13 protein-coding genes are annotated in these 25209 nt (G+C 47.7%); 3 read left to right on the forward strand and 10 right to left on the reverse strand.

The genetic code is table 11. From position 1 onward, the window contains the following. Window positions 1-36 precede the first annotated feature (36 nt). A complete protein-coding gene (locus HGH92_RS09910) occupies window positions 37-1047 on the forward strand; it encodes a PDZ domain-containing protein (protein WP_168870566.1) in 1011 nt (336 codons plus the stop codon). 96 nt (window positions 1048-1143) lie between these two features. Here HGH92_RS09910 and HGH92_RS09915 read toward each other — a convergent pair whose 3' ends face one another. After that, window positions 1144-2526: an aldehyde dehydrogenase gene (locus HGH92_RS09915; protein WP_168870567.1), complete on the reverse strand. Its 1383-nt coding sequence runs from the start codon at window positions 2524-2526 to the stop codon at window positions 1144-1146. Window positions 2527-2632: 106 nt separating this feature from the next. On the opposite strand from HGH92_RS09915, the gene gatB reads away from it, so the two are divergent. Beyond that, window positions 2633-4084, forward strand: coding sequence for an Asp-tRNA(Asn)/Glu-tRNA(Gln) amidotransferase subunit GatB (gatB, locus tag HGH92_RS09920; protein WP_168870568.1), 1452 nt, complete (start codon window positions 2633-2635; stop codon window positions 4082-4084). A 68-nt stretch (window positions 4085-4152) separates the two neighbouring features. Further along, on the forward strand, window positions 4153-5316 hold the full coding sequence (locus HGH92_RS09925) for a TlpA disulfide reductase family protein (RefSeq protein ID WP_211092571.1): 1164 nt from the start codon (window positions 4153-4155) through the stop codon (window positions 5314-5316). 165 nt (window positions 5317-5481) lie between these two features. Here HGH92_RS09925 and HGH92_RS09930 read toward each other — a convergent pair whose 3' ends face one another. The 9 genes from HGH92_RS09930 to HGH92_RS09970 all read right to left on the reverse strand — a co-directional run bounded on the left by HGH92_RS09930 (window position 5482) and on the right by HGH92_RS09970 (window position 25102). Next, window positions 5482-6822 carry a SusD/RagB family nutrient-binding outer membrane lipoprotein gene (locus tag HGH92_RS09930; RefSeq protein WP_168870569.1) on the reverse strand — a complete coding sequence of 447 codons (1341 nt, stop codon included), beginning with the start codon at window positions 6820-6822 and terminating at the stop codon, window positions 5482-5484. Between the two features lie 89 nt (window positions 6823-6911). Next, complete coding sequence (locus tag HGH92_RS09935) at window positions 6912-9998, reverse strand: SusC/RagA family TonB-linked outer membrane protein (RefSeq protein ID WP_168870570.1); 3087 nt, start codon at window positions 9996-9998, stop codon at window positions 6912-6914. 489 nt (window positions 9999-10487) lie between these two features. After that, on the reverse strand, window positions 10488-11384 hold the full coding sequence (locus HGH92_RS09940; protein WP_168870571.1) for a hypothetical protein: 897 nt from the start codon (window positions 11382-11384) through the stop codon (window positions 10488-10490). Between the two features lie 32 nt (window positions 11385-11416). Then, complete coding sequence (locus HGH92_RS09945) at window positions 11417-13135, reverse strand: SusD/RagB family nutrient-binding outer membrane lipoprotein (protein ID WP_168870572.1); 1719 nt, start codon at window positions 13133-13135, stop codon at window positions 11417-11419. A gap of 22 nt (window positions 13136-13157) precedes the next feature. Then, window positions 13158-16325: a SusC/RagA family TonB-linked outer membrane protein gene (locus tag HGH92_RS09950; RefSeq protein ID WP_168870573.1), complete on the reverse strand. Its 3168-nt coding sequence runs from the start codon at window positions 16323-16325 to the stop codon at window positions 13158-13160. 359 nt (window positions 16326-16684) lie between these two features. Beyond that, entirely contained in the window at window positions 16685-18130 is a 1446-nt protein-coding gene (locus HGH92_RS09955) for a RagB/SusD family nutrient uptake outer membrane protein (protein ID WP_168870574.1), read from the reverse strand. A gap of 36 nt (window positions 18131-18166) precedes the next feature. Continuing rightward, the gene (locus HGH92_RS09960; RefSeq protein ID WP_168870575.1) at window positions 18167-21268 is read right to left on the reverse strand and encodes a SusC/RagA family TonB-linked outer membrane protein; all 3102 of its coding nucleotides are present in this window, start codon (window positions 21266-21268) and stop codon (window positions 18167-18169) included. A 469-nt stretch (window positions 21269-21737) separates the two neighbouring features. Then, window positions 21738-22442, reverse strand: coding sequence for a LuxR C-terminal-related transcriptional regulator (locus HGH92_RS09965; protein WP_168870576.1), 705 nt, complete (start codon window positions 22440-22442; stop codon window positions 21738-21740). Window positions 22443-22687: 245 nt separating this feature from the next. Beyond that, complete coding sequence (locus HGH92_RS09970) at window positions 22688-25102, reverse strand: efflux RND transporter permease subunit (protein WP_168870577.1); 2415 nt, start codon at window positions 25100-25102, stop codon at window positions 22688-22690. Between the last annotated feature and the right edge of the window lie 107 nt (window positions 25103-25209).

The following is a 25209-nucleotide window of genomic DNA, read 5'->3' on the forward strand; positions in this document are numbered from 1 at the left end:
GGTTAATTTTGTAACACTCAAAAATCAAACTGGCATATGAAAAACGTACTCAGAAATTTTACCCTGGCAGGCTTCAGTTGCCTCGCCGTAAGCGTAGCCACCGCACAAAGTCCGGGTGCTTCAGCAAAAGATAAAATGGGCGAGTATGATGAAATCGTCATCAAAAACAAAAGCAACAAAGGCGGAAAGGTCACCGTGGAAATCAAAGACGGTAGTATCCTGCTGGACGGCCAAAAGATGGACCAGTACAACAATCCTGACATCTCCGTTTTCCGCCGGCGCATTACCCCCATGAATGGTAACAACTTCAGCTTTGACAACGGGTCTTCCCGTGATGAAATCCAACTCTTTAACAATGATGAAGATGAAGGCGAAGGACTTCCCATTACCGATAATAAAGCCGTACTGGGCGTTATCACCGAAAAAACCACTGCCGTAGGCGCCACCGTGAAATCCGTCGCCCCCGGCAGCCCTGCAGACAAAGCAGGCATCAAAGTAGGAGATGCCATCACAAAAATCAATGATGAAGTCATCAACGAACCCAAAGCGCTGTTTGAAACCATCGGCCGTTTCAAACCCGGCGACAAAATAACGGTATCGTATACACGCAATGGCAAACAAAATAAAGCAAGCGTTACACTGGACGAGAGGAAAGAGGATTCTTTTGGCGGCATCTTCAACGCACCCCGCAGAAGGAGCGAACTGTTCACATTTCCCATGCCCCGTAACAGACAAGGCCTGGGCTTTGATTTTAACAGGGCCGATGACGGCGTAAAACTTGGTATCCAGGTGCAGGACACCGATGACGACAACGGTGCGCAGGTGATCAATATGGCGCCCGGTTCTCCCGCCGAAAAAGCAGGCTTCAAAGTCAATGACCTGATCACGGACATGGCCGGCAGCCCCGTAAAATCGGCACATGACGTGGCAGAACTTTATCGCGCCAACCGCGACAAGGGAACTATAACGGCAACGATTAAACGAAATGGTCAGACACAGACCATTGACATCAAGGTCCCGAAAAAACTGCACACGGCAGACCTTTAAAACAAGACTTTTCTTTTGGGTTTAATTATACAGACGAGAGGCTGACCTGCGTGGTCAGCCTCTTCGTTTTTATATCGTCACCCCCCGGGGAAAACTTTATTTCATGATCTTCTTCAACAGGCCGAGTTTATTTTTAAACGGAGGATATTTTACCGGCACGTCCAGCCAGGTACCGGTTTTCAGCATACCTTTCGCATGGGTGAACGTCTCGAAACTATACCGGCCATGATACTGTCCCATACCACTAAAGCCTGCACCACCAAAGGGCAGCTCAGGATTGGTAAGGTGTACCAACGCATTATTGACGCAACCACCGCCAAAGCGCACCTGCTCTATCAGTGCGTTTTCTGTTTTTTTGCTTTTGGTGAAGACATATAACGCCAACGGATAAGGGTTTTTCTTAATCACCTGGATCGCCTGCGGCAAGGTTTCAAAGGTCAGAATAGGCAACACCGGGCCGAAGATTTCCTCCTGCATTACCTGATCGTCCCATTCCACGTCTTCCAGCAGGGTAGGGGCGATATAACGCTGATCGCGGTCTGTCTGCCCCCCATAAAGCACATGCCCTTCTTTCAGATAGGCAGCTACGGCATCAAAGCGGCGGGTATTGATCATCCGGGCGTAATCCTTGCTGGCAGCAGGATCTTCTCCAAAAAACTCCACGATAGCAGCTTTCAGCGCCGCCGTCAGTTCTTCTTTTATTTTATGATGCACCAACAAGTAATCCGGCGCCACGCAGGTTTGTCCCGCGTTCCAGAATTTGGACCAGACAATTCGTTTAGCCGCCACTTTTATATTCACTTTTTCATCTACGATACAAGGGGACTTGCCGCCCAGCTCCAGCGTAACCGGTGTGAGGTGCGGCACCGCCATCTCCATAATTTTTTTGCCCACAGGAATGCTGCCGGTAAAAAACACGTGATCGAAGCGGAAAGCCATCAATGCCGGGATCACAGTACTGCCGTCTCCCTCCACCACTGTAATATAAGCCGGGTCAAATGTCTCTTGGATCAGGCCGGCGATCACCGTCGCCGTATGCGGCGCCAGTTCAGAAGGTTTCAGAATGGCGCAGTTGCCCCCTGCGATAGCACCTACCAGCGGGCTCAGTTGAAGCATAAAAGGATAATTCCAGGGTGCTATGATCAGCGTCAGTCCCAACGGTTCGCGGTATACACGGCTGCTGCTGGGGTACGTCACAAAAGGGGAAGTCACCACTTCCGGCTCCATCCACTGTTTCAGATTGGCCGCTATATAAGCAATCTCTTCATACAGGAATCCCACTTCACTGCTATACGCTTCCAGCGGGTGTTTGTTGAGGTCCAGCTTTAACGCTTCGAGGATACGGGGCTCGTACCGCTGAATAGCTTTCTTCAGTTTTTGCAGCATCGCTTTTCTGAAGGCATAGGGGCGGGTAACACCGGAATCGAAATAATCATGCTGGGCATTGTACAGCTGACTTATCTGGGCATTGCTGATCATAGGGTAAAATTTAACCTTTATCTGTCTCAAGTTAGGCATTTCCGGGCATGAAATAGGTCGGAAACCCAGCATTATTTGAATATATTTGCGATAATCAGTACGGATTATGAGCGATATCTACAGTAAATATGAAACAGTGATAGGGCTGGAAGTGCATGCCCAGCTGCTCACCGACAGCAAACTGTTCTGCAGTGACAGTGCTGCCTTCGGCGGGGCGCCCAATACACATATCAGCGCCATTTCCCTGGCACATCCCGGCACCTTGCCCCGGATGAACCGCAAAGCAGCCGAATATGCCATTAAACTGGGCCTCGCCTGTCATTGCGAAATAGAAAAGGATAATTATTTCGCCCGTAAGAACTACTTCTATCCCGATCTGCCCAAAGGGTACCAGGTATCCCAGCATACCGCCCCCATTTGCAAAGGGGGATATGTACCAGTAGTCACAGAAGCCGGAAGCCGGCAGATTCAGCTCAACCGTATCCACCTGGAGGAAGATGCCGGTAAGCTGCTGCACGACCAGGACCCGGCCAACAGCTACGTGGACTACAACCGCGCCGGCGTGCCCCTCGTGGAAATCGTGAGCGAGCCTGATATGCATACCAGCGACGAAGCCTACGCCTACCTGACCGAGCTGCGGCGGCTCGTACGTTACCTCGGCGTATGTGACGGCAACATGGAAGAAGGCAGCATGCGCTGCGACGCCAATATCTCCGTACGCATCAAAGGCACTACCACATTGGGTACCAAGGTGGAAGTAAAAAACATGAACTCTATCCGCAACGTGAAGCGGGCCATCGATAATGAAGTAAAAAGACAGATAGACCTGCTGGAAGCCGGCGGCACCCTGATACAGGAAACCAGAAGCTTCGAGGCAGCCACCGGCAGCTCTTTCTCCCTGCGCTCCAAAGAAGAAGCGAACGACTATCGTTACTTCCCCGAGCCGGACCTGGCGCCGTTCCATCTCACCGATGAGTTTATTGCCGCTGTCAGGGCCACTTTGCCCGCCCTGCCGGAAGAACTGGTCCAAAAATATACGACAACATACGGACTGCCGGAATACGATGCCCGTGTAATCTGCGATGACAAAGGCACTGCAGATTATTTTGAAAGCCTCACCGGGGTCACCACACAGTATAAAGCCGCTGCCAACTGGATGCTGGGCCCTGTAAAATCATGGCTCAACGAACATTCGGCAGACATCTCTCAGTTCCCGGTCCCCCCGGCAGCCCTGGCAGCGCTGATCCACCTCACCGACAGCGGAAAAGTAAGCTTCTCCATCGCCTCTTCCAGGATATTACCGGAGATGATCACCGCCACCACTGAAGACCCGCTGGCGATCGCCACCCGGCTCAATCTCCTGCAAGACACCAATGCCGACAATATCAGCCCCATTATTGATGAGGTGCTGGCCAAATACCCCGACAAGGTAGCCGCCTTCCGCGGTGGTAAAAAAGGCCTGATGTCGCTGTTTGTAGGAGAAGTGATGAAACTGTCCAAAGGCAAGGCCGACCCACGGCTTACCAACGAGCTGCTGGCAGAAAAACTGAAAGGATAGGCCGCTTTGAAGATATTTAGCTAATATTGACAGTTGAAAGGCTCAGAAAACGATAAAAAATCAGTAGCATGAAAAAATACTTATTGTGGATGTCCGTAGCCGCCTTCCTGGCCGGATGTGCCGGACAAACGGAAAAGGGAGAGTTTAAAATTGAGGGACATTTTACCAATCTCCCCCTCGGACCTGTAGTACTGGAGGAACTGACGCTGGACAACCTGAAAGTGGTGGATTCCACCAGCGTAAAAGATGCCAGCGGTAAATTTACCCTGAAAGGCATGGTGCCGGAACAAGGGCTCTACCGCATCCGCTTTGATAACGGCAAATTCATCCTGCTCTCGCTCGATGCCGGCGATATGAAACTCGAAGGGGACGTCAACAACCTCGAAGCGCTGAAAGTAAGCGGCTCTGAAGCTACTTCCGAACTGCAGCAGTTCCTGCAGGACATCAGCAAGCAGTCCATCGCCCTGACGGAAGAAATGCGTAAAGTGGACAGCCTCCACGGCGCCAAAGTGCCCGACAGCGTATTCCAGCCACAGCTGGCCGCTATCCAGAAAAAAGAAAAGGATTTCGAACAGGAATTCTTCACCATGGCTGAAAAAACAAAAAATCCGGCCAACGCCGTATTTGCTATCAGCCAGGTAAGAAACCCGGAGGAAATCATCTCCCATAAACAAACCATCACCGGTTTAACTACCCGCTTCCCGAAAAACACGCTGGTAAAAAGCATGACCGACAAAATCGCGGAGCTGGAAAAAAACAACCAGTTGACCAATGGTGATGCAGCCGGCGGCGATGACGAAGAAGCTACCGCTGTAAAAGTAGGCATGGAAGCCCCTGATTTCACGCTTCCTGATCCTAATGGGAAAATGATCAGCCTGAAATCCATGCGCGGCAAATATGTGCTGCTCGATTTCTGGGCCAGCTGGTGTGGCCCCTGCCGCGAAGAAAACCCTAACGTGGTAAAAGCCTTCCAGCAGTTCAAAGGCAAAAACTTCACGGTGCTTGGCGTATCACTGGACAAAACCAAAGACCAGTGGACCGCAGCCATCGCAAAAGACGGCCTCGCCTGGAACCATGTGAGCGACCTGAAGTTCTGGGACTCTTCCGTAGTGCCATTGTATGGTATCAACGCTATCCCGACCAACTTCCTGCTCGATCCACAGGGTAAAGTAATCGCCAGCAATCTCAGAGGCGATGAGCTGATAGCGAAATTGAAAGAAGTATTGAAATAATATCTTCCGATTATATTGATCAACGCAAAGGGCTGTCCTTAAACGGGCCAGCCCTTTGTATTTGGGGGATATATCAGGAGTACCAACAATATCACCAGAAGGATAAAAAAACAGGCTGACCAATAATGGCCAGCCTGTCAGCTTTATGAAAAGAGATGTTGGTGATTATTCATCCCACCATACTGGTTTCAGGATATCACTTGTCACAACAGCGTTTTTGTTGTACAGGCGTTCATTCTGGTCAGTAGGCAGGCGGCGTGGAATAGCAGGTTTGTTCAACACATTATGCGGGTTAGGCGTGAGTGTTGGGAAGCCTGTACGGCGCCAGTCAGTATATGCTTCTATCTGTGCGAACAGCGCAACATATTTCTGATTCATGATTTTTTCCTTCGTGATAGATGCCGCAGTTTCGCTGGCGTAAGCAGTTACAAATGCAGCTGGAGCAGGGCTACCTGTTGCGTTTTGAACATGTGTGAGCACAGCAGTGTTGTAGGCATCAGCAGCTTCCTGTGTTTTACCCAGGATGAGGTTTGCTTCAGCTTTGATGAACAACGCTTCTACATATCCTGCGAGTGTAATAGGAGAGGTCTGACCTGCCATGTAAGTTCCCAATTCGGAAGCATTCTGGTTCTCAGAACCAGGAGCAGCACCAACATAACCTCCACCGGGTGCAACCGCAGCGTATACGCTAAGACGTGGATCATTGCTGGCCTTCATCATATTGATCAGGTTCTCACCCATTCTGAGAAGAGTAGCACGACCCTGGCTAAACTGGAACCACTGGTTGTTTTCGTTGTAAGACTCACCGTAAGTTGCCCTCAGGTCGCCAACATTGGTCACATTGGACAATGCATCCAACGCTTTGGTAGCGGCGTCATTAGCATTCTTTTTGGTCAGGTGGATAGCATATCTTGCCTTCAGCAGATAAGCGGTATTTAACCACTTGGCCAAATCTCCTTTAAAGAAAAGGTCATTGGCGCCCACTTCGCGAACATCAGATCCGGCGGTTTTCAGCAAACCGATTGCCTCATCCAGCAGAGACTGGATTTGTGCATAGATGTCTTTCTGGGCGTCATACTTCGGTGAAAAGTTACCGTTAATGTTGCCCATACCACCTTCCTGGCCAGGAACATCTCCCCACATGTCTGTTGCAACGCCAAGGCCCATTGCCTTTATAACAAGTGCCATCGCTTTGTTATGCGGGTTACCCTCGCTATACTGGGCAACTATATCATTACAAGGCTGAATAACGTTATTGTAAATGTTATTCCAGTCGTTGGTGGCATCACCTTCTTTGATATCGTACATATCAATAGCCAACATCTGATCTGCTGTACCACCCAACTGTTGGGTCAGGACTCCAGCCGTACGTGCAGGTGTTCCTGCATAAACAGACATCAGCCCGAGTTCGGCACTGGACAACACCAATGGACCGGTGGCTTTAACTGGGTTGTTTGGAGAAACTTCATACCCGTCAACAAACTTACTGCAGGAAGTAGAAAGCATGATGCAAGGCAATGTGAGTGCTATTATGATTTTTTTCATTATCTCGTTATTAGTATTACCAAATATTAGTATCGCCAAGTCTTACTTTATTATAAGCCCAGTTTCACACCAATGGCGTAGCTTTTGGTACCCGGGTTATTAAAGTAATCAAATCCAGTCAGGTTAGAACCTGCACCAGTCAAGCTGGTTTCAGGATCTACACCAGGATACTTGGTAGACAACCACAGGTTGCGGCCAGTACCTGTCAGTTCAATAAAACGAATGATTTTCTGACCTTTCAGATTCCAGCGATAAGAGAGGGATACTTCTCTCAGACGTACCCAGGAGCCATCATATACGGCGTTCTCTGTCGCAGAACCTGCACCATCACCCAGATATGATTTGAAATATTTCTCTGCAGTAATTGCCTGTGTATTAGGTATCAGTTTACCAGTACCATCATCGGTCACACCAGGAATAACATAAGTTCTTTCCCTGTCAGCAGATTCTTCAGTTCTACCCAATTGGTGCATTCTGGCAATAGTACCATTCCAAATTTTACCGCCCTGGCGGATATCGAAGAGTACACCCAGTGTAATGCCTTTATAGTTGAATGTAGATCTTGCACCTGCGGTCCAGTCTGGGAATGGATTACCAATGTTACCGTTTTGAGCATCAACAATTGGCAGACCATTTGAGCCGATAATCAACTCTCCTTTGTCAGTACGTTTCCACCTGGAAGCATAGAGGGCGCCGTAAGGCTTGCCAACGATAGCGAAGGAACCGATAGAAGTAAACGCCGGTTCAACATCAATTTCAGAAACACCTTCACCCAGTTCCAATACTTCGTTTTTGTTTCTTGTAAAATTGATATTGATATTCCAGTTGAAATCTCTTGAACGAATCACATCACCAGACAGTGAAATTTCCCATCCTTTGTTTACCATAGCACCGGTGTTGTCCACTATTTTCTGGAACCCGGAAGAACCCGCCAGTGGTCTTCTTACCAGCAAGTCAGAAGTTTTCTTATGATAATAAGTCGCTTCAACATTCAAACGGGCGTCAAAAAACTTCAGGTCCAAACCAATTTCTTTTTCAACCGCGGTCTGTGGTTTCAGGTTCGCGTTACCAATGACGTTGTTGTAGACGAAACCATTCTGCTTCTGGAAGGGGAAGGAGTTACCATCTGTAAAACCGTCAGCAAAGTAAGGCTTCACGTAATACGTAAGGGAAGTATATGGATCAGGAGCTAAACCACCGCGGGCGATAGCACCTCTCAGTTTACCATAGGTCAGGATGTCATTCTTCGGTACCAGGTCTGTAAATACAAATGATGCGTTCACAGAAGGATAGAAGAAGTTGTTCTTATGCAATCCGAAGGTTGAGGACCATTCATTACGACCGGTAGTACCAATGAAAAGCATGTTTTTGTAGCCGAACTGTACATCATAAAACAGTGCGGAGCTACGAGTGAGAACTGTAGCTTCGTCTGAATACAGCGTAGAAGCATTACCCAGATTGTTATAATTTGGGATAGAGAGATCTGTACCGCGGCCATACAGATTTTGTGTTTGCGTTTGAGTTACGTTACCACCAACATTGGCAGTAATGGAATATTTCTCGTTAAATTCCTTATGACCGCTAAGGATCAGGTCAGAGTAATACTGTCTGTTCCTGATGGTATTTTCTTCCAGCTGGCCGGTAGGGTAACCGTTAGAGCCGATAGCAAATATTTGTTTTCTTCCGTCTGTGTATACGTCAGCCCCCAGTTTATAGGTAGCTTTCAACCAGTTGTTGATTTCGTAGTTAGCACCGATGTTACCCACGAAACGGTCAACTTTATCCTGGAATGGGTTGTTCGCAGTTGTCCAGTAAGGGTTATCGTAGTTGTTAACGAAGTTCTTGCTGGAACCATCAGGTTTGAGGTAATCTTTCAGATCAAAGCTGGCCGGAGTCCTCATCAGCGGCAGCATAACACCGGATGTATTGCTCCCATTCTGTGCTTTGGTGCCTTCTGTAGCAGCATAGCTCATAGAGGCATTCATGCTCAGGCGCTGTGTAACCTTTGTATCGAAGTTAGCACGAACAGACGTACGATAGAAGTTGGTATTAGGAACGATACCTTTCTGGTCTGCACGGCTCAGAGAGATACGGTAAGTAGAAACATCATTACCACCTGTAGCAGATACGTTGTGGGTAAAGTTAGTACCTGTCTGGAAGAAGTCCTTGGTGTTGTCATGAGCTGTAACGCCGTTCAGAGAGCTGATTTTAGGACCCCAGCTTTCAACAACAGGAGCAGTAGTTGTAAAGTTAGGCAGATAAACAGGCACGCCATTTTTGATAGAGCCCTGCGCATAAATATGCTGCTCTTTAGGCAGTTGGCTCACTTTATCAAAGCCAGCGTTAAAGTCGTAAGTCACGTGCACGGAACCGGCTTTACCTCTTTTAGTAGTGTAAATAATGGCACCGTTACCTGCACGGGCACCATACAGCGCTGCTGCAGAGGGGCCTTTCAGAATAGTCACAGAAGCGATATCATCCGGGTTGATGTCCAAGGCGCGGTTAGAGTTGTTCACTCCCTGCAAGTTGGCATTATACGGATAAGTCTGTGATACAGTGGAGTTTGTGGAGTTGTCGACAGGTACTCCGTCAATAACGATCAGTGGTTGGTTATTACCAGTAAAGGTAGAGTTACCACGGATCAGGATTTTGGAAGAAGCACCCGGTGTACCACCGGAACCAATTACCTGAACACCGGCAGCTTTGGAAGACAGTGACTCGATAATGTTGTTCTCACCAGCACGTACCAGGTCTTCACCTTTCACGGACTGCACGTTATAACCGAGGCTTTTCTTTTCCCTGGTAATACCCAACGCGGTCACTACCACCTCGTTGAGTTGTTTCTTATCCTCTTCCAGGGTGATGTCCACTACGTTTTGATCGCCTACTACTACTTCCTGGGAAGTGTAGCCGATGAATGAAAATACCAACGTAGTACCGTTAGCAACCTGGAGCTTGTAAGTACCGGTCGGACCGGTGGAGGTACCGGTACCTTTACCTTTAACAGCCACGGAAACTCCCGGAATAGGGGAGTTACCCTTGCTATCTTTTACTGTACCAGTAATCGTTCGCGTCTGCGCAGCAGCATGCATGACGCTAATGGCCACGAGCAGCCACAAGAGTAGTCCTCTTTTCATAAGCAATTTAGATTTGATAAATATTTCAGTTAACCTAAAACACAGGGTCGTTGGATTACTAGGTGCTTAACATCATTCCGGGAAAACGCAGGTGGTACACGAGTTGTCTAATTGCACGCATTGGGCATTAGGTACACTACTCCACAGCATAGGATTCTAACGCATCATAAGCAAAGCCTGTAAGTAACGGGTTACAACATCACACAATTCAATTTTAATTCTTAATTCAGATTTGGTATTTAATACTTTCCTTGAATTCAGATTTGGTAATAATCAGATTTTGATTTTTGTTTAAAATGTTAATTTTTGTTTAAAAACGGACACAAGATATAAAAACAAAAAAATATTTTCTACTAAGCGAAGGTAATATTTTTAACAAATTAGCTTGCGCCTAAATAATTCTTGATAAGTTAAACCACCTGTGTATTAACGCGAAACGCGCCACCCTTACGGATGACGCGCTCCTGTTAATTGCTTTCTTTGTTATTATCAAGGCTTGGATAAAGTTGTCACATTACTGCCGAAACTTCCTTCATCCACCTCAGTGGTAACATTCAATACAATAGTGGTATCGCAGGGGTTGATCTGCCCATTGCCCGAAACCGTCAGATTATGATATCCCTGGAAAAGGTCTGCGATCTTTTGTTTAGCCATGGTAAACCTATAACTGGCCTTGTCAAATGTGGCCGTCACAGGCACTCCCGCAAGGCCTGCCCAACCGGTGAAGGTAAATATCGTGCTGTCCTGATTAACAGATACGGTCACCGGATAAGTGCTTTCTGTAACACCAGGATCATCCACCGTCATACTTCCCAGGTAAGTTTTTACCGTCAACGGGCACACCTTCGTATAGGTCAGTATCCGGATCAGACCTGCTGAATTCAGCACATCGGAGCCATAAGGACGCAGGTAACGTTTAGTGCCGTCTGACAAAGTAATCGTATCTCCAAACCCATGTATCTGCGTACCGTCATTCATGGTAAAATTGGTGGTCACTTCAAAATAATCGCCCGCCTTAAGACTGTTGGCGCCGAGACCAAACAGCTGCATCAGCTGCGTTCCGGTCATGGTCACCGTGGTGGGCAACGAACCAATGCCGCCCTGCAACACCTTCACATTGTTGTATTTCCCATTCATCGCCACCACCACATCTGTGGCTTTAGGCTGTACGCCGGTCGGAAAATACAATGCCACGTTGAAGGCTGTACTAAAATCAGGCAGGTTGTCTGACTGGATCAGCACGGCTTTGCTTTTATCCTGTGTCAACTGCGGCACCTGACGGTTACTAACACCATCCGGCAGCTTCGGGTTATCATTCTTCCGACAGGCATAAAAAATCACCACGCCAACCGCCAACATTGTTATATAGATAATCTTATTCTTCATACTTACTTTTTTTGGATCCGTGAATGTGGATGTTATTTATCCCAGAATACGGGTGTGATATCCGGCTGCTTCTGTGCAGGGGCATTGGGATTCACCTGTATATCAACATTGGGCCATGGCAGCGAAAGCGGATAATTCCTGCCCAGGGCGACCGGCACCTTGGCCTGCGGAGGCGGCAGTGTGGGATTACCTAAAATAGGAGGCTGCGCAAAACCACCAGGAGCCATCGTCGGATCATTTGGATTAAATAATACCGGGAAACCAGTACGCCGGTAATCTGAATAAGTATCACAGCTAAACCCGAAGGCTTGTATCCATTTTTCCGTCATGATGATTTCCAGCTTGTCTTTAGGGGTAGTCCTGGCATCATATACGCCCAGCACCGCATTCCGGTAAGTGGTAGAAGCAGTGCCTACAATGGTCGGTACATTTTGTCCGCCTTTGGCAAGGTTCGCAACAAAATCCACCTGCTTGAAGGACTCATCGATCGCGTCAGACAGCTTCTTACGGGCATCACCGGCCACAAGACCAACATTCATCAGCTCTGCTTCTATATAAAGCACATCAGCATAAGTAAGCATCCTTAAAGGCGCCGCACCGGTACCACTGCCAGCATTTACCACTACTGCATCACCGGCATCATAACGACCACCCACCGGATACAGCCCGAATACTGTCATGCTGTTATCCTGCGAAGCACCTTTGTTGGTACCGGTAGACCCGAAATAGATGGAGATAAAGGCAGAGTCACGATATTCTGTGGGGTTCTGGGAACCGCCGGCCTTGGAGTTTTGATTGTAAAAATAATACGGAATACGAGGGTCCTTAATACCTGTAAACAACCGGGGGTTGTACCCTTTCAGGATTTCATAAAACCAGGGACTGATATAGTGCGTCTTCTGGGTAGCATAGTATTCACTGTAACCCGGGTTTCTGTCATCGGGCGCTACCTGTGCTGTATACTTCATCATAAACCCATCGCTCGTCTGGCTGAACAGGTTACCGCTACTGATCAACTGGTTGACCGGTCCGGATACGTCCTGCACCAGGCGCACCTGGTTGTACAATTTTAATTTGAGCGTATTGGCAAACTTAATCCACTTTTTCACATCTCCGCCATAGTACAAATCATCTTTACCCGGTTCCAACACACCGTTGGCTGTTTGTAGGTCAGCAATGGCTTCGTCAATCATCGGGAACAACTGCTTATAAATATCTGCGCCCTTGTCATATTTCGGATAGCGGGTACCCTTAGTAGCAAACTGGTTGGCCTCCGAAAAAGGAACGTCTGCAAAGGCATCCACAAACTGGCTGAAACCATACGCTTTCAGCAACTTCGCAATACCGGCATAATGCCGGGCATTGTTGGCGGAAGCCTGCGTAATCAGCACATCCACGTTTTGCAGCATCCCGATAAAGTCAGGGAGACCACTTACCGCCTGCGCGCTGTAAAAGGACGACCAGGCGCCGTTAAGATCAGTGGATATACCAGTGGCCCCGTACTGGTCCTGGCTCTCCCTCACCACTATCTGGTGAGTGTATACCGCCAGCACTTCCGTAAGACCATTCGCACCACGGGCAGCATTGGTAAAACCCAGATCATATGCCAACCCCTGCTGCGCACCTGTCAGTAGTAAACTCAATGATGCGGTGGAAGGGTTGTTAGGATCTTTGTTGATATCCAGAAACCCCTTAGTACATCCCGTCACTACAACGAGCGTAACTAAAATTATACTGCTTAGTCTTTTCATCGGTTCAATTTTTTGTAATAAACTAGAATGTCACTTTCACGTTTACACCAAAACGTCTGGTAGTAGGCGCACCGGACAATTCTATACCCTGGACGTTGGTAGAACCAAAGCTGCCCACTTCAGGATTGAATCTTGTGTACTTGGGAAAACCCGGTGCATAATACCAGAGGTTTCTTCCTGTCAATGTCAGTGTCAACGCACCGATAGGCGTTTTACTGAACCACTTCTTTGGAAAATCATATCCCAGTGTCAACTCACGGAAGGTGTACACGGTAGCATCATACACATTCCATTCCGTCGCTGAGTTGATAGCGAAAGTTTCACCAAAGAACATTTCAAAACGGCTAATCGCAGTATGGTTGGGAATTCTATTCCCTTTATCATCCAGTAATGGTGTACCTGTATTCACATCTCCATAGTATCCCGGAATAACGTATACATTTTCGCGTTGTTCAACACCGTTGTCTTTGGTCACACCACGCCCCAGCAGAGAGCTAACAGTAACGGAATAGATATCACCACCTCTGGTCAGATCGAAGAGTGCATTCAGGAAAAATCCTTTATAGTTTAGAGTCGTACCCAGGCCTGCCTTGAAATCGGGGTTAGGGTCGCCTACCATGCGTTGTTCAGGGCTTCTGATCAGGTAACCGTTGCTGGGATCAATGAGCAGGCTGCCGTCTTTATCACGTACGTTAGCACTTCCGCGCAGGTAGCCGTATGGCTTGCCGGCTTCCAGGAAGGGGGATATTTCATCCAGCACACCAGCCAGCAACAGGCGGGTAACGCCTGGCTTCAGCTCTTTCACCACACTTCTGTTTCTTGTGAAAATACCATGTATGCTCCATGTCAGGTTCTCATTACGTACAGGCACTACGTTCAGGTCCACTTCAATACCTTTGTTGGTCAGCTTTCCATAGTTATCGATCACTTGTCCGTAGCCGGAAGAAGGTGGCAGGGACAGCGGTGCGATCTGGTTAGTAGACAACCGGGTATACCACGCAAAATCTAACGTTATCCTTCTTTCAAAAAACTCGAGGTTGGTTCCCACTTCAAAGTCCTGTGTGAACTCCGGTTTCAGATTAGGATTGCCCGCAGAAGGGTCTTGCATCACACCGGACTGCCCGAGGAAGGCGGGGTTAACCCTGAAAATATTGAATAACTGGTAAGGGTCAGCATCCCTGCCCACTTTGGCCCAGCTGGCACGCAGTTTACCAAAGGTCAGCACTTTGCTTTCCATCTTAAGCGCATCGGTAAACACAAACGATGCCGCCACGCTGGGATAGAAATAACTACGGTTGCTGGAAGGCAGCGTGGAAGACCAGTCGTTTCTGCCTGTCAGGGTCAGGAACAACCACTTCTTATAGTCCAGGTCCACTTCTCCGAAAATACCCCACAACCTGCGCTGCATGAAGATATCTTCTGTCGGGATCACTGTTTTGGTATTCAACAGAGAGTATACACCCGGCACTACGATGGTTTTACCCGTATTGATCTGAGATTTTGTCGTACGCTGGTTAACGTTATGGCCTACCAGTATTTTCAAACCGAAGTCTTCATTTTTCAGTTTAGGCGTAAACGTACCAATGAGGTTGGATTCCAATTCTGTGAAACGGTAGTTCTGTTGTATGATCTGTCCGTTACCTTCCGCACCTCTGGAGCCGATGTCCGTTACTTCTTTACGAAGGAAATTATTTTGGTTCACCCCAAACTGATAACTGAGGTTAAACCAGGGCAACACTTCATAGTTGAGTTTTAAACCAGCCACATACCGGTCAGTCGCGGTGGTAATAGTATTATGGGCGAAAGCCCAGAGCGGGTTATCATATTGTGCGCTGTTGGTAGATACCGGTTTACCGGCAGCATTTTCAAAAGGCAGGCCGGCGATGTTCCAGTTTCGTCCCAGAAAGAGGTTACGCGCGAAAGAAGAAGCTGCGCCGGGCACCTGGTTCTCACCAAAGATACTGCCGCCCTGGTTACTGGTACTATAGCTGAAATTGGCGTTTACCGTCAATCCGTTTGTGAGACGGGTCACACCACCGATAGACATATTACCTCTGTTGAAGTAGGAGTGAGGCACGTAGCCATCCTGGCTCAGATAGGAGGCAGTGGCGCTAAGGGCCGATTTATCATTGCCACCGTTCACTCCCACAGAATTTTCTGTGATCCAGCCAGTGCGGAACAGGTCTTTTACGTTATTGGGAACTGCGCGGTAAGCCATGTTGCCGGAGGCGGGGAACAAATCCGGGAAAGCCTTCAGGTAGTCGGGCCAAACAGGTATTGAGTCAAGTGTACCGAAGCGGGGGCCCCAGGAGCCGTTGGCATTCTGATAATTGAAGCTGGCACCGGGACCGTATTCATTCTGGTATTTGGGAAGATTGGCCACTCTTTCCATGGAAAGGGAAGAGGAGTAAGTCACTTCTGTTTTCCGTTTGCCGGTATTGGCGCTGCCTGATTTGGTAGTGATAATGATCGCGCCGTTGGAGGCCCTTGATCCGTAAAGTGCTGCCGCGGCGGCGCCTTTCAGCACCGTCATCGAAGCAATGTCATTAGGGTCGAGGGATGAAAGACCGCTGGAGTAGGCACCGCCGCCCGATGTCTGGCTGGAGGTGGTCACCTGGTCATTATTGTAAGGAATCCCATCTACTACGATCAAAGGTTCGTTATTACCAAAAAAGGAGGTGTTACCGCGGATGTTGATACGGGTAGCGGCGCCCGGTGTACCTTGTGAAGTTCTGATGTCTACACCGGCTACCTTTCCCTGCAGGCCTTTCAGCATGTCAGGTTCCGACTTTTGTACCAGTTGATCGGGTTTGACCGTGGACACCGAATAACCTAACGAGGTTTCGTTCCGTTTCAAACCTACGGCGGTTACCACCACTTCTCCCAGTTGTTTTTTATCAGCTTCCAGGGCTACGTCAACTTCATTGCCCGGACCGACAGGGACCTCTTTAGTAAGATATCCCACAAAGGAAAAAACGAGTGTTGTACCACTGGCCACATTATTTAGCTTGTAAGTACCGTCACCGGACGTAAAAACCCCTTTGGTAGTACCCTTTATTACGACTGTAACGCCGGGAAGAGCAGAACCATCTTTTGCATCCGTAACCTTTCCGCTAATCGTTCGTGTCTGGGCTACTGCGCTGAGAACGCTGCTGCACACGAACAGCCATAGTAGTAGCTCTTTTTTCATAAGCAATTTTGGTTTTGATTGACTAAATAGAAGTTAACTCAGTTAAATTACGACAAAAAAAGCTGATATATTATCAGGATTGGTTAAAATAATATCAGACAGATTCAGATATTTTGCTATATAGATAGATATAAATATTCGTTAAATAACATCTAGATAACAGGAAGACATTTGGAAATGTTGAGAAAAATACGCCCTGAGAAATACATTTTTTTTATGCGAATAAGAAGAAATCTGCATAAAAGAATTTTTTTACAGATGGGGAGGATATCGACAATAAGGTTGTCAGGATGCCAAACATGGTTTTAAATAAAAAAGGGGCGCCAGATGGCGCCCCTTTATACAGTAAGTACTGTGAATTATTTGTTGTAACCCGGATTCTGTACGATGTTCGGGTTAGCGTCGATTTCCGTCTGTGGAATTGGAAATGCCACATATTGACTAGTCGGCAGGATCTCACTTTGACGTAATGCATCTGCGTCGGCAATAGAGCGTTTACCCATGAACCTGAACAGATCGGTAGCACCAAAGCCTTCACCTACCAGTTCCAGTCTGCGCTGTTTGATCAGCTCTGCTCTCACGCTGTTGAAGTCAGAAGCAGTAAACGCTGATAATCCACGGTGCTGACGCAGGTTGCTGATGTCGTTGGCAGCGAGTTGCAGGTTGCCCTGACGCATATACGCTTCCGCACGATTCAGTAACACCTCACTCACTCTTAACACTTTCACATTGGACATGCCAGTCAAACCAAGACCGTTACCAATCCACTTCATCATGTAGTTGTTGCCTGAGAATGTTTTCACTATCGTGTTGCGGTAGTCGGCAGCCTCCAGCAGGGACATAAAGTTCTGATTCAGGCGCACGTCTCCATAACCGCTGGTGGATGTACCATCATTGGGCAGGTAGATATTACCAAAGTTATCAGCGCCTCTGTTTTCCGGTGTCAGGAAACGCAGGGAGAAGATATCCTCTGAAGTAGGATTATTGGTGGTATAATTTGCCAGATAATTGGCGTCGCTCCACAGCGGGAAAGCATTAATGAGCGGTGTTGCTTCATCAATTACAGCCTGCCAGTTAGGATCAGTGGCATTAGATGTATCACCGACATAGAGGTAAGCACGTGTCAGCAATGCGCTGGCAGCAGCTTTAGAGCCACGGAAAACTTTTTCAGTTTTGGTAGCTGCATCAGGCGCCAGGTTTTTTGCCGCTTTCAGATCGCTGATGATAGCATCGTACGTTTCTTTCAGCGTAGCACGGGAAGGCTTGGAAGTAGCCGGATTGTCTACCGCCTTTATGGCCAGCGGCACACCTGTATTGGCTTTCGTCGCATCATTCTTCATTTGGGAATAAGGACGGGTATATCTTCTCGCCAGGTCAAAGTGCGCCAGTGCACGCATAAAATATGCTTCACCTTTGTACTCTTTCGTGGTAGCTGTTTCTGGCAGCTTATCGATGATCACGCTCGCCTGGTTGGCCACGCGATAAGCGTTCAGCCAGGTTTTGCTTTGGGAAGCAGTAAGCGGTGTGAAGATATACTGAAACTCGTAAAGGAAACGGTTGGAGTTAGCGGCAGTGATCTTCATATCGTTGCCGGTAACATCAGTTACCACGTTGAAATCACGACCATAATATTCCAGCTCCTGGGCACGCTCATACAGGCCGTTGGCCAGAATACGGGCATTTGCTTCGGTGACTGCTGATTCATTATCCAACGCATTGGAAGGTGCGATGTCCAGCTTGGAGTTACATGCGGAAAACGCAGTAGCGGCCGTCAGCGCGAGTATAGAAAGTTTTGGATATTTCATAATTTAACCAAGGTTTTTGTTAATCAACTTCTTCAATTACAATCCTACACTGATACCAAATGTGAACACGCGGGAAGTAGGATAACGATAGAAATCAACACCTGCGTTGGTAGTAGCAACGGAGGCAGTGCTGGTTGGAGGCAGCGGGTTAGTGTTGATATCCGGGTCCCATCCTTTGTAGCTGGTCAGGGTGTACAGATTCTCAGCCTGTGCATAAACACGCAGAGACTGCAGTTTCATGTTACCCAACAGACGTTTGGGCAGTGTATAACCCAGGGTGAGGTTTCTGATTCTGGCGTAAGAAACATCTTCCAGATAACGGGAAGAAATCTGATTACCAGTGATGCTACCGAAAACTACTTTTGGTCTGTCGGAGATATCACCAGGCTTTTGCCAGTGGTCCAATGCGTCTTTTGCCTGGTTACGGGTGTTGGAACCGTCACTCTCCAGGTTGGCGCGGTTGGAGTTGTAGGCTTTGTTGCCAGCGCTGAAAGTGATCAGCATAGACAGGTCAAATTCCTTGTAGTTGATTTTGTTGGTCCAGCCGCCAGTGATTTTAGGCAGTGCTTGACCTACAAACTGTCTGTTGTTCTGTGCTTCTGTGTAGCTGGTGGTAGGTTTACCGTCGTTGCCAACCCACAGTGGGCTGCCAGTTTGCGGATCTACACCGTACCATACCGGCATGTACCAGGAACCGAAGGGTCTGCCCACTTCAATACGTTGTCTGGAACCGGCAGGGATAGCCTGCTGGCCACCCAGGTTCAATACTTTGTTACGCAGGGTAGCGAAGTTCACGTCGGAAGTCCAGGTAAAGTTTTTAGTAGCTACCGGAACACCACCGATAGTTATTTCAAAGCCCTGGTTCATCATTTTACCAACGTTCATGTTGATCGCTTCAAAACCAGTGGTCATGGACAGCGGCAGTTCCATCAGCAGGGCAGAGGAACGTTTGTCATAAAAACCAATGCTACCGTATAAACGACGATTCAGCACGCTGAAATCCAGTCCGATGTCGAACAGGTTTTGTTTTTCCCAGCTCAGGTTAGGATTACCAGGCTGGTTGGCGAATGCAGCTGTTTCACCCAGGTAAGCACCGGAAAGGCTGTACAGGCCGCGGAAAGGGAAGTCAGAGTATTTACCCAGCCCTTCTGCGTTACCCATGATACCATAGCTGGAGCGCAGTTTCAGATCGTTCAGCCAGGAGATGTTTTTGGCAAACTCTTCTTCCGTAATACGCCATGCAGCGCCTACAGAGTAGAAGTTACCGTAGCGGGCATTTTTAGGGAAACGGGAAGAACCGTCTCTTCTGTAGCTGGCGCTCAGGAAGTATTTGGATTTATAGTCGTAGTCAGCTTTGCCGATCAGGCCCTGGAAAGCATAACCGCTTTCGCTACCGGCACCATCAAACAGGTTAGCACCTACGTCAGGCACCTGCAACTGATTACCAGGGAAACCATTCTTTGCATACAGGAAATAACTGCGGTTCTGGTAAGAATATTCATTACCGGCCAACAGGCGGAAGTTATGATCTTTGTTGATGCTGAAGTTGTAAGTCAGCAACTGTTGTGCAGTATACAGACCAATGCTGGTGCTGCCGTTGTACAGATAACCGCCATAGTTGCGGCCATCGTAGGAGTTCGGCGCAGTCCATTGTTTCTCACGGATGTTGGTGAGTTCAGCATTACCCTTTACCACAAAGCGCAGACCTTCAATGATGTTGTAACCCAGGGCTGCGTTGAAGATCGTTTGTGTATTGTTGTTCTTGCGGTAGTTGTTGGCAACAGTGTGCAGGAAGTTACCACCCTGCAGGGTTGGACGCCATGCATCAGGAATGTCGGCAACACCGGACCAGGTAGGAGAACCAGGCTGTCCGCCTACATAACCGATATAAGGATTACCGTTCTCGTCTTTCGCAGGGATCCAGGGAACCTGTGTGATGGCGCCCATCAGCGGAGAAGAGTAGGAGTTACCTGGACCGGCGCTGTTCTGATCGGTATAGGAACCGCTCATTTTCACGCTCAGATCAAATTTATCGTTGAACTTGTGATCTACGTTCAGGCGACCGGAATAGCGGCTAAAGTTGCTGCCAATCAGGATACCGTCTTGTTTGAAGTAATCGCCGGAAGCGTAGAAGGTGGTTTTTTCATTACCGCCGCTGGCGTTGATGCCGTAGGACTGGGTCTTGCCTGTACGGAAAGCCAGGTCCATCCAGTCTGTGTTATAATCAGCCAGGTGATCAGGACGGAATTTTTTAATGTCAGCATCAGAGTATTTTCTGGTGCCATCTGCATTTAAAACGTTGGCCAGTCCATCGCGCTGATATTGCAGCAGCTCGGTGGCGTTCATCATCGGGATGCTTTTGGCCAGGTTCTGGAAACCAAATTTACCATTGAAATTGATTCTGCTCTGGCCTTTTTTACCGGTTTTGGTAGTAATAACCACCACACCGTTGGAACCACGGGAACCGTAGAGCGCTGTTGCAGACGCGTCTTTCAGAATGGTAATGTTTTCAATGTCGGCAGGGTTCAGGCTGGAAAGGATGTCCTGGGAAGGTGTGTTCTGCGTGAAATCACCAGAGGACATGATAATACCGTCCAGTACATACAGTGGGCTGTTGCTGGCGGACACAGAACCAATACCACGTACCCTTACCTCAGTTTTAGAGCCGGGCTGGCCGGAGTTGGTGGACACGGAAATACCGGGAGCATTACCCTGCAGCATCTGGTTTACATCAGGCAGGGAAATGTTGTTCACCTTTGCACCGGTAATGGTAGATGCGGCAATAGTGGAGTTAACTTTTTTCTCCAGGGTATAACCGGTTACTACCACCTCGTCCAGGCTCTTGGAGTCTGTAGAGAGGGCGATTTTGAGTGTGGTGGCATTTCCAACAGGCACTTGCTTGCTTTCAAAGCCGATAAATGATACTACTAATACATCGTTTGCAGATACCTGCAGGCTGAATGAGCCGTCTGGAGTGGTGGCTGTACCTCTGGTGGTACCTTTTACCTGGATGGTTGCGCCAGGTATAGGAGATCCGTCTTTCCCGTCGGTAACTTTCCCCGTTAGGTTGCGACTTTGCGCAAAAGCCTGACCGACCACGCAGAGCACGGCCAGGAGGAGAAATAATACTTTCCTCATAAGCATGATTTTGTTCCTAGTTTTTAACCTTCAATAAATACTAATCTATATCGAGACCTTTAGTCTCAATTTCCTTTGGTTTCCTTGTCGTAAATAAAAGTTGATGTAATTGTGGAGAACTAAAGCCGGCAGGTACAATACAGTATTATAATCGCAAAAACCGACTACTTCTATTACGATTTATTCAATAAATCGCTTTAAGAAGTAGTTAACTTCTTTCCCATAAGCAGTTTCCTTAACAAATTTTCAACCAGCTGTAAATATAGTTTTTATTAACAAAAAATTAAGCTGGAAAAATTGGCTATAACATTCAGATAACATCTTTTTAACAAAGTGTTAACTTATTAATTTTTTAATAAATTTATATATATGTGAAAATAAACAAGCGGCAAGAGTACCACCTGCACTCATCATCAAAATCTAAATCGAAATAAATGTTGTCCCACCGGTTGGTGGGACAAATAAGTTATCAGGAAAGGGTGAGCGGGTAGTTTTTTAACAACTCCAGCAACACGCTGTACAGGTCCTCATTACGATGATTAAACCTGTACTCACATTCTTTCAGATGCAAATAAGCCGTATTACGGTTCAATCCCTTGAACTTGGCCAGGCGATGCTTGGTAAGTCCCCAGAATGCATCTACTTCGTCCATTAACGGTCCGCCGTTAACGGTGTCTGTCGTTGAACTACCCAGTCGGTACAAACGGTACTGGCCCAGGTCCACCACCCCGTTAAACCGACGCAAACGCTCCGTCGTATCCAGTGTTTCCAACACGGAACGGCCGCGGGTGGCGGCGTGGATCATAGGTCTGCTTACATCAGGTAAAATTTCGGTGTGCAACCGGTCAGCAATTCTGCAGATACCAAAAATGACCGGCTTTACGATGCGGTCAACTTCCGGTTTGACAGCCACCAGCGTATCGCCGTCGTGGTCTGTCTGGGTTTCAACCAGCCGGTTGTCGTAGGCTACGACCGGAACCGGCGCTGGATGCTGCGCCTCACAAAAACGGGCTATCTGGTTTCTAAGCTTTTTCAGGTAACTGTTGATCGTTACTCTGCTTACTCCGCTGATATCCGCGATCTGCGTCGCAGTGAGATCGTCGGCGAACAGCCGCAGGATCTCCTTAAACTTGCGCTCAGATAAGTGAGCACCTTTTAAGTACTTGTTTTTCATGAACTAGTGGTTAGAATGGCATTATAAACCTCTTATTTTTTATCCGGTATAAACACAGCTTTTATACAAGCGGTGATAAGGGTATTTGAATGCTGCCCACTAGATTATTTTAAGGCCTTTTTTTGTCCATTTTAGCTAAAAAAAATAATTTGTTTAGCATAGTGCATAAAAAGCGCAAAGCAGCAAGGGCGCCGCTTTTAAAATACTTCGGCATCCTTGCTGCTTTGCACTTTCCTATTTAAAGTTTACTCGGTGTCGTTTACACCCAGTTTAGACATCTCGATATCTTCCTCTTCATCCAGTGGTTTCCACAACTCTTTTTTCCTCGCTTTCTTTAACAAAGCTTTCTCCATCCACAACAACAAAGCCGGCAGAATAGTCAGGTTCGTGATCATCGCTACCACCAGCGTCAGGGAGGTCAGCCATCCTAACGCCTTGGTACCTCCGAATTCAGAGAAACTGAAAATCATAAACCCGGCAAACAGGATCATCGACGTGTAAATAATACTCAGCCCCGTTTCATGAATAGTCTGCTTCACCGTGGCCGATATGTCTAGATTATGATGCGGCAGCTCCTGCTTGAAATTCACCAGAAAACGGATGGTTACGTCAATGGCTATACCCAAGGCCACGCTGAACACCAGTACTGTGGAAGGCTTCAGGGCCACGCCAACCCATCCCATTATTCCCGCGGTAACTACCAGTGGAATAATATTCGGGATCAGTGATATCAGCAACATCCGCCACGAACGGAACAGGTAAAGCATACATACCATGATCAATACAAAAGCCAACAGGATACTCTCTGTTAAACCGTTGATAATGAAACGTGTACCTTCCTGGAAAATAACGCTGGTACCGGTGAAGGTCACTTTATAATGCGCAGTGTCAAAAATAGCAGTCACTTTCGGCTCCAGCGAGTCCATCAGCTGAGGCAGCCGTTGCGATCCCACGTCCTTCATATTCACACTCACACGCGCCACCTGCCTGGTACTGTCCATAAATGAAGCCACCAGTTTTGAAAACGTAGAGGCGGAAGCGTTAGCACCGGTACCGGCGGATTTCATCCGGAGATAAGGCGCCAGAAAACCCAGATCAAACGTATTAGGCACGGCATAGTTGGAACTGTCGCCGTTGTAATACGCCTGCTTCGCAAACTTGATACCTTCCACTACGGATAAAGGCCGCGCAAAATCAGGCTGCGCTGCAATCAGCTGTGTCAGTTCATCCAGCTTGTTGAGCGTTTGCAGGTTCACCACGCCGTTCTTGCGTTTGGTGTCCACAGCAATCTCCAAAGGCATCACCCCTTTAAAATTATTCTCAAAAAACTTCAGATCAGTATACAGTTTGTCTGTCTTCGGGATATCGTCCAGCATATACCCCACAGATTTCAGCCGGCTCATGCCCACCAATGCAGCAATCACCAGCGCACCGGTAACAAAGTATACCGGCTTACGGTATTTAAACACCAGCGTGGTAAGAAAATCCAGCACCGAGCCCAGGAAACCATTCTCCAGGTAATTGGTATGTTTGGTCTTCGGAGGAGGCAGGAAACTCAACACAGACGGCAGGAAAATAAAGGAGATCAGGAAGATGAACATAATGTTCAGTCCCGCTACCACACCGAACTCTTTCAGGATAGCGCTGTTGGTAAAACAAAACACGCCAAAACCAATAGCGGCGGTAAGATTGGTAAACAACGTCACAATACCCATCCGCTGTATCATACGCACCAGCGCTTTCGTCTTATTGCCATGCTTCGCATATTCTGTATGGTACTTGCTGAGGAAGTACACGCAATTGGGGATACCGATCACCACAATCAGCGATGGTATCAAACCTGTCAACAGCGTGATCTTGTATCCCATCAGCACGATAGTGGCCACAGACCACACCACGCCGATAGCTACCACCACCATCGACATCAGCACCGCACCGAAAGAACGGAAAAATAAAAAGAGAATGAGGCCCGTCAGCAGAAAAGAGATCTTCAGGAAAAGTTTCAGTTCATCCGCAACCTTAACGGCCATGACTGTACGAATCAGGGGGAGGCCGCTTAAATGAACTTCTGTATGATGCTTGTCCTGGAAGGCCTGTGCCAGTTTATTGATTTCTGCAACAACAGCGGTACGCTTAGGAGAATTAAAAACGTCCTTATTAACATAAATGGCCATCATATAGGCCTTTGTATCGGGATTATAGAGTAATCCCCTGTAAAACAGCAGCGTCCTGAAAACACCCGCTAAACTGTCTATCTGCGCCTGTGTGTAACTGCTGTCCTTAAACAGCAGGCCGGCTTCCAGTTTCTGTGTACTGTCGTTCTTTACCAGGTTGATGGCCAGCGGAACGCTCAGTATATTTTCCACGGCGCTGATCTTCTTCAGATCATGATTCAGCTGCAGGTAGTCACGGAAAAAGTCTGCCTGAAAAAATTTATCGGTCTGTACGCCCAGCACCAGCATATTTCCATCTCCGCCAAACTTCTTCTTAAACTCCTGGTACTCCAGAAATTTCGGATTATCATGCGGTATGGTGGCCACATAGTCGTAAGACATCTGCACCTTGGAGGCATAAAATGCCATGACGCCGGTGGCGACCAATAACAGGAGTAGGAGCGTTAGTCGGAATTTTAGCACAAAGCTGGCTAAACGTTGCCACATAAGGATTTTTCAATTTGTTAAATGGCGTAAAGGTAGTTAAAATACCCATTAGCTAACCTGTTGCCGGCAGATGAATTACATTTGTTTGCCCTAAATTGCAACTTTAT

It is taken from the genome of Chitinophaga varians, from assembly GCF_012641275.1.
In the GTDB taxonomy this organism is placed as follows: Bacteria; Bacteroidota; Bacteroidia; order Chitinophagales; family Chitinophagaceae; genus Chitinophaga; species Chitinophaga varians_A.